This is a genomic window from Micromonospora sp. NPDC047134, assembly GCF_040643455.1.
Classification (GTDB): Bacteria; Actinomycetota; Actinomycetes; order Mycobacteriales; family Micromonosporaceae; genus Micromonospora.
Genome location: NZ_JBEYUI010000002.1, coordinates 78,592 through 90,705, shown reverse-complemented (window position 1 = coordinate 90,705; position 12,114 = coordinate 78,592). Strand labels below are relative to the sequence as shown.

Annotated in this window: 12 protein-coding genes; 7 read left to right on the top strand and 5 right to left on the bottom strand. The window is 70.8% G+C overall.

The genetic code is table 11. The annotated features are described in order from the left end of the window. Positions 1-72: 72 nt before the first annotated feature. Entirely contained in the window at positions 73-366 is a 294-nt protein-coding gene (locus ABZ795_RS03295) for a hypothetical protein (RefSeq protein ID WP_327022661.1), read from the bottom strand. A 48-nt stretch (positions 367-414) separates the two neighbouring features. Beyond that, entirely contained in the window at positions 415-1,296 is an 882-nt protein-coding gene (mca, locus tag ABZ795_RS03290) for a mycothiol conjugate amidase Mca (protein ID WP_357528452.1), read from the bottom strand. Positions 1,297-1,561: 265 nt separating this feature from the next. On the opposite strand from mca, the gene ABZ795_RS03285 reads away from it, so the two are divergent. Both ABZ795_RS03285 and greA read left to right on the top strand, forming a co-directional pair. Continuing rightward, a complete protein-coding gene (locus ABZ795_RS03285; RefSeq protein ID WP_357528450.1) occupies positions 1,562-1,996 on the top strand; it encodes a DUF4307 domain-containing protein in 435 nt (144 codons plus the stop codon). Positions 1,997-2,173: 177 nt separating this feature from the next. Further along, on the top strand, positions 2,174-2,671 hold the full coding sequence (greA, locus tag ABZ795_RS03280) for a transcription elongation factor GreA (protein ID WP_327022664.1): 498 nt from the start codon (positions 2,174-2,176) through the stop codon (positions 2,669-2,671). 120 nt (positions 2,672-2,791) lie between these two features. Here the strand turns inward: greA and ilvA are convergent, their stop codons facing one another. The 3 genes from ilvA to ABZ795_RS03265 all read right to left on the bottom strand — a co-directional run bounded on the left by ilvA (position 2,792) and on the right by ABZ795_RS03265 (position 6,727). Then, positions 2,792-4,012, bottom strand: a complete 1,221-nt coding sequence (gene ilvA, locus ABZ795_RS03275; protein ID WP_327022665.1) for a threonine ammonia-lyase — start codon at positions 4,010-4,012, stop codon at positions 2,792-2,794. Between the two features lie 146 nt (positions 4,013-4,158). After that, positions 4,159-5,568 (bottom strand): amidase family protein, encoded by a 1,410-nt coding sequence (locus tag ABZ795_RS03270; protein ID WP_357528447.1) that lies wholly within the window; start codon positions 5,566-5,568, stop codon positions 4,159-4,161. A gap of 16 nt (positions 5,569-5,584) precedes the next feature. Further along, positions 5,585-6,727, bottom strand: a complete 1,143-nt coding sequence (locus tag ABZ795_RS03265) for a cystathionine gamma-synthase (RefSeq protein ID WP_357528445.1) — start codon at positions 6,725-6,727, stop codon at positions 5,585-5,587. A gap of 147 nt (positions 6,728-6,874) precedes the next feature. On the opposite strand from ABZ795_RS03265, the gene ABZ795_RS03260 reads away from it, so the two are divergent. From ABZ795_RS03260 to ABZ795_RS03240, 5 genes are all read left to right on the top strand, one after another. Then, complete coding sequence (locus ABZ795_RS03260; RefSeq protein ID WP_357528443.1) at positions 6,875-9,043, top strand: S8 family serine peptidase; 2,169 nt, start codon at positions 6,875-6,877, stop codon at positions 9,041-9,043. A 35-nt stretch (positions 9,044-9,078) separates the two neighbouring features. Beyond that, positions 9,079-9,492: an HIT family protein gene (locus ABZ795_RS03255; protein WP_357528441.1), complete on the top strand. Its 414-nt coding sequence runs from the start codon at positions 9,079-9,081 to the stop codon at positions 9,490-9,492. A gap of 155 nt (positions 9,493-9,647) precedes the next feature. Beyond that, positions 9,648-10,607, top strand: a complete 960-nt coding sequence (locus ABZ795_RS03250; RefSeq protein ID WP_357528439.1) for a Fic family protein — start codon at positions 9,648-9,650, stop codon at positions 10,605-10,607. Between the two features lie 73 nt (positions 10,608-10,680). Then, positions 10,681-11,340, top strand: a complete 660-nt coding sequence (gene msrA / locus ABZ795_RS03245) for a peptide-methionine (S)-S-oxide reductase MsrA (RefSeq protein WP_357528437.1) — start codon at positions 10,681-10,683, stop codon at positions 11,338-11,340. A gap of 283 nt (positions 11,341-11,623) precedes the next feature. After that, complete coding sequence (locus ABZ795_RS03240) at positions 11,624-11,869, top strand: hypothetical protein (RefSeq protein WP_357528435.1); 246 nt, start codon at positions 11,624-11,626, stop codon at positions 11,867-11,869. The last annotated feature ends 245 nt before the right edge of the window (positions 11,870-12,114 follow it).

Sequence of the window (12,114 nt, the reverse complement as noted above, 5' to 3'; positions counted from 1 at the left end):
GCGGAAGGCTAAGCCAAAGCCGGTGGTCGCAACAGGGGGCGACCATCCGGTTGGACGTGAATCATGCCCCGGTCACCCGTCCCGGTGCTGCTGGTGCCGGTTGGCGGTGTCCGTGGATGAATCCGCCGTGACGGTCCCATCTGTCGGATCACTGACCCTCGCGCCCTCGGCTGCCGCAGGGGTGTTGGGCTGCTGGGCAGGAAATTTGTCCGGCAGCCGGCGCAGCCGGGAGTTCATGTTGCGGATCAACAGCACGGTCGCGGTGCCCAGCACCAGGATGAGGAACAGGCCCATCGGCCCGGCCAGGCCACCGGTCCGAGTGTCCCCGAAGTTGTTCTGCGCGAGCACCTGGACGGCGGTCAGCATGGATTTCCTCCGAAATGCGGTGTCCGACCAGGGTAACCGGCCGCCGGATCAGCCGGCATGCGCCGTCTGCCGGATGCCCGCGAAGAGGTCCGACTCGGGCAGCGGGCTGTCGACCAGGGACCGGGCCAGTTCGAAGTCCTCCGTCGGCCAGGCGCCTCGCTGCAGTTCCATCGGCACCTGGAACCAGAAACCGTCCGGGTCGACCTGGGTGGCGTGGGCCCGCAGGGCGTCATCCCGGACCGGGAAGTACTCGGCGCAGTCCACCCGGGTGGTGATCCGGGGACCCTTGTCGGGGCGGTCCTCCCAGCGGGTCAGCCACTCCTCGTACGGGGACTCGGCTCCGGTGGCCAGGATCGCCTCGTGCAGCGCCAGGATCTTGCCCTTGGAGAACCCGATGTCGTAGTAGAGCTTCAGGGGCTGCCACGGCTCACCCAGCTCGGGATAGCGCTCCGCGTCGCCGGCCGCCTCGAAGGCCGCCACGCTGATCTTGTGGCACATGATGTGGTCGGGGTGGGGGTAGCCGCCGTCCTCGTCGTACGTGGTGACGACATGGGGCCGGAACTGACGCATCAGGCGTACCAGTGGGGCGGCGGCCACCTCGACGTCCTGGAGGGCGAAGCAGCCCTCGGGCAGCGGGGGCAGGGGGTCGCCCTCGGGCAGGCCCGAGTCGACGAAGCCCAGCCAGGCCTGTTCGACCCCGAGGATGGCGCGAGCCGCGTCCATCTCGGCTCGCCGGATGTCGGCGATGTTGGCCCACACCTCCGGCCGGTCCAGCTTGGGGTTGAGCACACTGCCGCGCTCCCCGCCGGTACACGTCACGACAAGCACGTCCACACCCTCGGCGACGTACTTCGCCATGGTGGCGGCGCCCTTGCTCGACTCGTCGTCGGGATGTGCGTGGACGGCCATGAGTCGAAGTTGCTCTGCCAACGTCGGCGCTCCTCGTCTCTGCCCAGCGGTTGACCCCCGGGGCCATCGTGGCCTGCCGGATTTCCTGCCCGGCGCGGTACTGCACCGCGCCGGCCTGTCATATTTGACACCAGCCATCATTGGCGCCGGGCAGCGAGAGACCGAGCATCCCAGAGGACCGGGCGCCCAACGGTGTGGGTACCCGCACCACCGAGTCGGGCAGGAAGGACGGACCTCCGCCATTCTTGCCCATACCGCCGACACAAACGCCAGGAGATACCCGCCGGTGACCGAGACGCACGCCACAATTCCACCGGGCGCGCCGGTGTTCCCCCCCGGCCGGTACGGACGCCGCCGGGAGCCCCGCCGCCGCCGGCCCCTGCTGACCGCGCTGCTGCTGGTCGTCCTGGTGGCCGCCCTCACTGCGGTCTCCGTCCGGCTCTACCGGCAGTACGGTGACCCCGCCTACGACGCCCAGGTGATCACCTACACGGACATCACGGACAGCCAGGTGGTCATCGACTTCCGGGTGAACCTGCCGGAGGGCGGGTCAGCGGTGTGCCTGCTGCGGGCCCGGGACAACCCCGGCGCCGAGGTGGCCCGGGAGGAGGTCCCGGTCAGCGCGGCCCAGGGGGAACGACAGGTCACCGTTCGGCATCGACTGGCTACCAGCGCACGCCCCTTCATCGGCGAGGTCGTCCGCTGCCGCCCCCCGGCCTGAGGCCGCGCTGCCTCCGGGTCTGAGCCCGCTGTCCCCCGGGTCTGGGACCGCCGGCCGCTCGGTGGGTGGCCGCCGGCCCCGCCCGGCGGACGTGATCACCGACACTCCTTGTCGTACGACACTGGTAACTTAAAGGTTCACCTGTCAGCCAGCACGCACAACCGAGGAGGACCGCCTGTGTCCAATGGCAACGAGGCGCCCGCCACCTGGCTGTCCCAGGACGCGTACGACCGCCTGAAGGCCGAGCTCGACGAGTTGATCGCCAACCGGCCGATCATCGCCGCCGAGATCAACGCCCGGCGTGAGGAAGGCGACCTGCGCGAGAACGGCGGCTACCACGCCGCCCGTGAGGAGCAGGGCAAGGCCGAGGGGCGCATCCTCTACCTGAAGGAACTGCTCCGCACGGCCCAGGTCGGTGAGGCGCCGACCGCCGACGCCGTGGCGCCCGGGATGGTCGTGACGATCTACTTCGACGACGACGCCGATGACACGGAGACATTCCTGCTCGGCTCACGCGAGATCGCCTCGACCACCGACCTCACGGTCTACAGCCCGGAGTCGGCGCTCGGCCAGGCGATCCTGGGCGGTAAGGCCGGCCAGACCTGCACCTACACCGCACCCAGCGGTGCGGACATCAAGGTGACCGTGGTCAGCTTCGAGCCGTTCTCCGGCTGACTCAGCCGCCCGCGCCAGCTAGACGACAGCCGACGCTGACTCGGCGGCCCGCGCTGGCTTGGCGGCGGCTGGCGCCGTGACCGATGGCATCCACGCCCGGAGGCCTGACACCGGTAGGTGTCAGGCCTCCGGGGCCATGGTCACCTGATAGCCGCTGGCCCGCAGGGCACTGATCAGGGTGTCGGAGTGCTCGACCCCCCGGGTCTCCACCGACAACGCCACCTCGACCTCGCCGAGACCCAGGTGCGGGTGGGCCCGCTGGTGGACCACGTCGACCACGTTGGCCCGGTGCTCGGCGATCTCACTGAGCAGCGAAGCCAGTTGCCCCGGCCGGTCCGAGCAGCGCACCGTGATCCGCAGATAACGGCCGGCTGCCGCCAGGCCGTGCTCGATGACCCGCAGCATCAGCAGCGGATCGATGTTGCCCCCGGAGAGCACGGCCACCACCGGGGCCTGCACCTGGACGACGCCCGCCAGCAGGGCGGCCACCCCCACCGCGCCGGCCGGTTCCACCACCTGCTTGCCGCGCTCCAGCAGCATCAGCAGCGCCCGGGAGATGTCCTCCTCGGTCACGGTGACGACCTCGTCGACCAACTTGCGTACGTGGGCAAAGGTGATCTCGCCGGGCCGGCCCACCGCGATGCCGTCGGCGATGGTGGCGAAGGTGGGCAGGCGGACCGGCTCGCCGGCCAGCAGGGACGGCGGGAAGGCCGCGGCTCCGGCCGCCTGCACCCCGATCACCCGTACCTGCGGGCGGAGCGCCTTGGCCGCCACCGCCATGCCGGAGATCAGTCCACCGCCGCCGATCCCGGTGACGATCGTCTCCACCTCGGGGCACTGTTCCAGGATCTCCAGGGCCACCGTGCCCTGTCCGGCGATGACGTCCGGGTGGTCGAACGGATGGATCAGCACCGCCCCGGTTCGTTCGGCGTACGCCTGCGCAGCGACCAGGGACTCGTCGACGTTGGCCCCGGCCAGTTCGACCCGGGCGCCGTACCCTTTGGTGGCGGCGACCTTCGGCAGCGGCGCGTTCACCGGCATGAAGACCGTGGCCTGGGTGCCGACCAGCCCGGCGGCCAGGGCCACCCCCTGGGCGTGGTTGCCGGCGCTGGCCGCTACCACCCCCCGGGCCCGCTCCTGCGCGGACAGCCGCGAGATCCGCACATAGGCCCCCCGGACCTTGTACGACCCGGCCCGTTGCAGGTTCTCGCACTTCAGCCAGGTCGGCCCGCCGAGCGCGGCGCTCAGCGGACGGGACGGCTCCAGCGGGGTGGTGCGGGTGACCCCGGCGATCAGTTCCCGCGCGGCCCGCACATCGTCCAGGGTGACCAGTTCCGTCATGCCCCTGATCGTGCCACCCGCCGTACCGGATGCCGGGATCGACTGGCGCGTGATCGACTCCGTTACGCCGTAGTGGCGGTATGCCACCGCCCCGCACCCCGCCATTGCGCCGAAACGGCGGCGCCAGGACCCACCCGCAACCCGCGCTACGCGCTGGCCGCGGCACCCGTCCCGACCCGGGGGTACCCGGGGGCGTGCCGGGGCCAGGGGGCCTCCATCTCGAACTGGCCGGCGACCCCTAGCAGGAGCAGCTCCGAGCCGGGGGGGCCGACCAGCTGCACGGCCAGCGGCAACCCGTCCGGGCGACGGCCCACCGGCACCACCAGGGCGGGCAGGCCGGCGACATTCCAGGGCGCGGCGTACGGGGCGTACCGGATGCTGGTCAGCATGTTGGTTTGCCAGGAGCGGGCCGACCAGCTGGCGGCCGGCGGCGGCGCGGCGGCCAGGGCCGGGGTGAGCAGCAGGTCCACGGAGTGGTCGGTGAAGAAGCCGATGGAGCGTTCCCGCCAGGCCGCCCGGTCGGCCTCCCGGACGTACCCCCGCCGCCAGGCCCACTCCCCGAGGGCTACATGCCGGCGGCTGCGGGGTTGCAGGCTGCGCCGGTCGACTGCGGCGGCCCGCACGTCCGCAGCGGCCGCGGCGAACCAGGTGGCGATGCCCTGCAACCCCAGGGCGGTCGGATAGACCGGGTCGGCGGGGAGGGTGTCGTGACCGGCGGCGGCCAGCAGCCGCCCGGCGGCGGCGACCGCCTCCCGGTTCGGGGCGTCGGGCGAGACACCCCGCACCGGTGAGCGCAGCGAGACACCGACCCGCAGCCGCTGGGGTGGCACCAGCTTCTGCTGGGCGCGTCCGGCCAGCACCTGGAAGCCGACCGCCGCGTCAGCGACCGTGGTGCTGAGCATGCCGTGCTCGGTCAGCCCGAACCAGTCCTCCGCACCGAGTTGGCAGGGCACCACGCCACGGCCGGGCTTCAGGCCGACCAGACCACAGCAGGCCGCCGGGATCCGGATGGAGCCGAGCCCGTCGTTGCCGTGGGCGATCGGCACCAGCCCGGCCGCCACAGCCGCCGCCGCGCCACCGGAGGAGCCGCCGGGGGTACGGGCCAGGTCCCAGGGGTTGCGGGTGACCGCGCTGTCGTCGTCGGTCACCGCCCACAGGCCCAGCTCGGGCATTCGGGTCACCCCGAGGATCACCGCCCCGGCGCCACGTAGCCGGCGCACCACCTCGTGGTCGGCCTCGGCGACGGCGGTACGCACCGCGGCGGAGCCGTTCCAGGTGGGCATCCCGGCCACCGGGGTGTTCTCCTTGACCGCCACCGGCACCCCGGCCAGCGGCAGGTTGGCCAGGTCCTCCTGCTCGTCGACCTTCTCCGCCTCGGTGACCGCCTCCCCGCCGCGCACGGTACGGAACGCGGCGAGGTCGGTGTCGGCCTTGGCGATGTGGTCCAGGTGGTCGGCCAGGACCTGGGTGGCCGAGACATCTCCCCGGCGTACCCCCCGGGCGATCTGTTTGGCGGTCGCCCCCACCCAGGTCGGCATGATGTCCTGCACGGCCACCCTCCCCAGCCAGCGGTCAGCCCAGCGCCTGCTCCAGATCGGCGAGCAGGTCTTCGACCGTCTCGATGCCGACAGACAGTCGCACGAGATCGCCGGGAACTTCAAGCGGCGAGCCCGCAGCACTCGCGTGTGTCATCCGGCCCGGGTGCTCGATCAGGGATTCCACCCCGCCGAGGGACTCGGCGAGCACGAAAAGCTTCGCCCGGTTGCAGATCTCGACGGCGTGCTCCTCGCCCCCGGCGGCCCGGAAGGAGATCATTCCGCCGAACCGGCGCATCTGCTTGGCCGCCACCTCGTGGCCGGGGTGGCTGGGCAGCCCCGGGTAGAGCACCTGGGCGACCTTGGCGTGCCCCTCCAGGTACCCGGCGATCCGCTCGGCGTTGTCGCAGTGCCGATCCATCCGTACGCCCAGGGTCTTGATCCCGCGCAGGGTCAGCCAGGCGTCGAAGGGGCCGTTGACCGCGCCCATCGCGTTCTGGTGGTAGCGCAGTTCCTCCCCGAGGGCGGGGTCGGCCGCGACCAGGGCACCTCCGACCACATCGGAGTGTCCGCCGATGTACTTGGTGGTGGAGTGCACCACCACGTCGGCGCCGAGGGCGATCGGCTGTTGCAGGTACGGCGAGGCGAAGGTGTTGTCGACCACCAGCAGCGCCCCGGCATCGTGCGCCACCCCGGCGAGGGTGGCGATGTCGGCGATGCCGAGCAGCGGGTTGGTCGGGGTCTCCAACCAGACGATCTTGGTGCTGCCGAGCCGGATCGCGGCCCGCACGGCGTCCGGGTCGGAGACCTTGGCCGGGGTGTACGACAGCCCCCACCGCTGCGCCACCTTGGCGAACAGCCGGTAGGTGCCACCGTAGGCGTCGTCCGGGATGACCACGTGGTCACCGGGGACACAGACGGTACGCAGCAGGGCGTCCTCGGCGGCCAGGCCGCTGGCGAAGGCCAGCCCGACCGGCCCGCCCTCCAGGGCGGCCAGGCACTCCTGCAGGGCATCACGGGTCGGGTTGCCGGAACGGCTGTATTCGTAGCCCTGCCGGGGTGCTCCGACGGCGTCCTGGGCGTAGGTGCTGGTCTGGTAGATCGGTGGGATCACCGCGCCGGTGCGGGCCTCGGGGTCCTGGCCGGCGTGGATGGCGAGCGTGTCAAAACCGTGACTCATGCCCGGAACGTTAGTCCTCCAGTCCGTCCCAACGGACGGAACCTGTCACCCGGGCGGTCATATCGATCATGGTGGGGCTTTGTCACCATGCGGGGAACCCGCCGACGGGATCTTGCCCGGCCGGCGACCGTACCCTGAGGAGAGCCCGTGGCCCGTGTCCTGCGCCGCCGTTTCCTGGCTGCGGCGGCCGTCTGTGTCCTGACCACGGCCGGTGGGCTGCTGGCACCGCCGGGTCCGGCGTTCGCGGCCGGGAAGTTCGCCCCGGCTCCGGGGGCCGCGGTGGCCGACAGCTGGATAGTGGTGCTGCGGGGCGACGCCACCCGGGATGTCGACGGCAGCGCCCGTTCGCTGCTGCGCCGGCACCCCGGCGCGCTGGCCGCCAGTTACCGGTCCGCGTTGCCGGGTTTCACGGCACGGATGTCCACCGCGGACGCCCGTCGGCTCAGCCAGGAGCCGCAGGTGGCGTACGTGGCCCAGGACGCCTTGCTGCTCCCGCAGGCCGCCCAGACCAACCCGCCCTGGCACCTGGACGCCCTGGACCAGCACGGTGGGGCCTTCGACGGCTCGTACGCCTACGACACCACCGGCCAGGGGGTGCACGTCTACGTCATGGACAGCGGGATGCGGCACACCCACACGGACTTCGGGGGCCGGGCCACCGGGGACGTCAACTTCGTGCCGCAGGGCATCGACCAGTGGGGCACCGGCGACTGCTCCGGGCACGGCACCCAGGTGGCCGGCCTGATCGGCGGCATGGTGCACGGGGTGGCCAAGGGCGTACGCCTGCACACCGTCCGGGTGGGTGGCTGCACCCCCGGGCAGGTCTCCTGGGCCATCTCCGCGCTGGACTGGATCGTCACCAACGCGGTCCGGCCGGCGGTGGTGAACATGAGCCTGGCGACGACCGCGAACCAGGCCCTCGACGACGCCGTCAACGCGGTGCTCACCGCCGGCATCCCGGTGGTCGCCTCCGCCGGTAACCACGGACAGAACGCCTGCGGCTACTCCCCCGCCCGGGTACCGGACGTGATCACCGTGGGTATGGTGCACGCCCTGCGGGACCGGCTGCCCAACTCGAACTTCGGCCCGTGCGTGGACCTGTTCTCCTTCGGCGAGCAGGTCCGCACCGTCACCGCAGCCAGCGACACCTCCACCACCACCGGTTTCGGCGGCACCTCGGCGGCGGCGCCCATCGTCACCGGTGCGGTGGCCCGCTACCTGCAACGCTTCCCCACCGCCTCGCCCCGGACCGTCGCCGCGCGGCTGGCCGACGAGGCCACCCGGGACCGGATCACCGACCCGGCCGGCTCGCCCAACCTGGTGCTGTACGTCGACCCGGGCGGGCCGGGCAACGACGGCTTCTCGGGACGGTACGCCGACGTCAACGGCGACGGCCGCGACGACATCGTCAGCTTCACCCGGGGCGTCCAGCCCGAGGTGCATGTGGCACTGTCCAACGGTGCCAGCTTCGGCGCGGCCACCCGCTGGCACACCTGGTTCGCCGCCGGGCAGGAGTTCCCGATGCTCGCCGACGTCAACGGCGACGGCCGCGACGATCTGATCACCTTCACCCGGGGCACCGCGGCGGACGTCTATGTCGCCCTCTCCACCGGCATCTCCTTCGGGCCCTCCCAGCTCTGGCACACCTGGTTCGCCGCCTTCAAGGAGACCCCGGTGGTCGGTGACTTCAACGGGGACGGGCGGGCCGACATCGCGACCTTCGTCCGGGAGAACGTCCGGGACGTCTATGTCGCCCTCTCCAACGGCACCCAGTTCGTCGGCACCAGCGTGCGCTGGCACGACAACTTCGTCGGGGACGACGACGTCCCGCTGGTCGGGGACGTCAACGGGGACGGCCGGGACGACATCATCGCGGTCGACCGGTTCACCGGTACGGCGGCGAGCGTCGGCCTCTCCACCGGCAGCGGTTTCGTGCTGGCGTACCAGTGGCTCGACTACTTCCTCAACCTCGGCAGCAGCGAGGTGCCGCTGGTCGGCGACTTCGACGGCGACGGGCGCGACGATCTGGCCGCGGTCAACCTCAACGGGCAGTACGCCGACGTGGCCCTCTCCGCCGGCAACCACTTCCTGCCGCGTACCCGCTGGGCCTGGACCCTCCCGGGCGGCGGCGCGATCCCGGGGGCCGGCGACTTCACCGGCGACGGGCGGGCCGACCTGGTCGCCTTCAGCCGGGGGGCGATGGCCCACGTGCACGTGGTCCGGTCGCACAACGGGGGCTACTTCACCGACCTGCGCCGCTGGCACGACAACTTCGCCGGGGGCGCCGCCATCCCGATGCCCGCCAGCCTGTGGTGAGCCACGGGACCGGAGAGTTGCCCTAGCCTGGGGCGATGGCGGGCTGCGTGTTCTGCGGGATCGTGGCGGGCGAGGTGCCGGCCTTCCGGGTCGTGGACGAGCCGGCCGGGATGGCCTTCCTGGACACCCGGCCGGTGTTCAAGGGGCATGTGCTGGTGGTGCCCCGTACCCACCTGGTAGCCCTGGCCGACCTGCCGCCGGAGTCACTGCCCGACTACTTCGGGCTGGTCCGGCGGCTGGCCGTCGCGATCGAGGCCGGGCTGGGGGCGGGCGGCACCTTCGTGGCGATAAACAACACGGTGTCCCAGTCCGTGCCGCACCTGCACACCCACGTGGTGCCCCGGACCAAGGGTGACGGCCTGCGCGGCTTCTTCTGGCCGCGTACCCGCTACGCCGACGACGCCGAGGCCACCTCGTACGCCGAGCGGATCCACACCGCCCTGCCCTGACGGCCCCGTACCCGAAATTGTTCGTTCAGGTTCTTTTCCCGCTACCGAACAAATTCGATTTTGTTCGGTACAGTTAAATCCGCCCTGACGAACAAAATCTTGGAGTCACCGTGCCAGGCCCAGGACGCCCGAGCCGTGCTGAGGTTCACCGCCGGATGGAAGAGGCGGTCCAGGAGCTACGGGACCAGTTCGGCGGCCTTCCCCGCCCCGGCGAGGCTGCCGACATCTGGTCCGACATCTGGCACCAGGAGGCCCACAACAGCACCGCGATCGAGGGCAACACCCTGATCCTGCACGAGGTCGAGAAGCTCCTCGACGAAGGCCGGGCGATCGGCGCCAAACCGCTGCGCGACTACATGGAGGTCCAGGGGTACGCGGAGGCCGCTAAGTGGGTCTACGGCCAGGCGCTGGAGCCTGGCGACTGGCAGGACGGCTCCCTCGTGTCGATGCAGGAGATCCGACACATCCACTACCTGGCCATGACCCCGGTATGGACCGTGGCACCGCATCCACACGCCATCGACGCCGAGGCCCCGGGCAACTTCCGGCAGCACGAAATCGCCAGATTCCCTGGCGGCATGAAGCCCCCGCCCTGGCCCGAGGTGGATTCCCTCCTCCGAAGCTGGGTGGACACCACCGAAACACTGCGCACCGACAGCGAGGTGCCACTCGCGGAGCGCTTGGGCGTGATTCATCACCGCTTCGAGGTCATTCATCCGTTCTTGGACGGCAACGGCCGCGCGGGACGGCTGGTCCTGAGCCTTCTGCTCGGCCGGCTCGGCTATCCGCCGGCCATCATCTACAAGCGCGACCGCAGCCGGTACCTGACTGCCTTGCAGCGAGCCGACCAGGGTGACCCGGGTGCCCTGGGGGAGTTGATCGCCCGCAGCGTCACCGGGAACATCCACCGCTTCCTGATACCGGCCGCCGCGGATTCGGCGCACCTCGTGCCACTGCCGGCTCTCGCCACGAGTGAACTGTCGGAAGCCGCCCTTCGGGTTGCGGCGAGCCGTGGACGCCTGCGGGCGGTCAAGGGGGACGACGGTGCCTGGCGGAGCAGCCGGAGCTGGGTGCAGGAGTACGCGCGGACCCGGTGGCGGCGGGGGCGGGCCTGACCGTTGGCGGGGCGGGTAAGGAAGTGGGGTCCGCCGGTGTTGCAGGCGGGGAAGGTACGAAAGGAGTTCCACCGTGTTCCTCCGCCGCATGAAGGCCGAGATGATCTCCCCCGACCAGGCCCTGCCCGGCCGTCTGATCGCGATGCCGGTCGCCGACCGGCACGAGGTGCTCGGCACCCCGCTGAGGGGTCCGTTCCCCGAGGGTTTGCAGGTCGCGGTGTTCGGGATGGGGTGTTTCTGGGGCGCCGAGAGGTTGTTCTGGTCCCTGCCGGGCGTTTACACCACCTCGGTCGGTTACGCGGGGGGCTACACCCCGAATCCGACCTACGAGGAGGTCTGCTCCGGGATGACCGGGCACGCCGAGGTGGTCCAGGTGGTCTACGACCCGGCTCGGATCAGTTACGAGGACCTGCTCAAGGTCTTCTGGGAGAACCACGATCCCACCCAGGGGATGCGCCAGGGCAACGATGTGGGCACCCAGTACCGCTCGACCATCTACGCCACCACCGACGACCAGTTGGCGACCGCCCAGACCTCCCGGGACGCCTTCGCCCCGATCGTGGCCCGCGCCGGCAAGGGTGAGATCACCACCGAGATCGGTCGGCTGGGCGACTACTACCTGGCCGAGGATTACCACCAGCAGTACCTCGCCCCGACCAAGAACCCGAACGGCTACTGCAACCACGGCCCGAACGGGATGAGCTGCCCGGTCGGCGTGGCCAGGACGGCCTGAGCTTGCGGTAGTTCTGGCGCGGGTCCACGGTATCCGCGCCAGAGCTGCCAACCTGGGCCGGGGCCGGCGAGGCCCCGGGCGTTGTCTCGGGGGCGGTATTGCTGACGCTTCCCCTATGCGGACGATGGGCTACCCCGGCGAGTTTCGCGACGCGCCGTGGCCGACGATCGAAGCCCGACTCGGCGAGTGGTGCGCCCGGTCGCCGCAGATGCGACCCATGCTTGACATCGCCAGGAGCGTCCTAGCCTCAGGAGCCGATGCTTACCTGGCCGGGTTGTTGTCGATGACGGACCTGGTCGTGGTCCCGACCCCGGTGCTCAGCCCGCCGTACGACGAAGTGATCGTCCGGTACCAGGGCCCATGGATCACGGTCGAGACGCTGACCCACAACGGCAGGAACGACCGCATCCGGCGCCCGGCCGAGGACGCTGTCCCCCTGTTCTGGCGCTTCATGATCGAAAAGTTCGGAATCCATCCGTCACCCAGCGGGGCGCCACCGGACGAAGAACTGGCCCGTACCGACGGCTGAGCACGACCAGTAAGCGAAGGGAGGCCCGGTTTTACCGACCGGGCCTCTCACTACGCGCCGGGTATTAGGGCGTACGTCACAGGACGCGGGCCGCCCCGATCAGGACACCCGGGCATGTTGCGGCACAGGACTTCCCAGGCCAAGAACATGGCGAAGCCAGGGTTACGCGGGGCGCGGATTCTAGCAAGTCTGTTACATGACTGTCATTGTCTCAACAGGCAGACTGCAACATCCTCTGGCAGCAT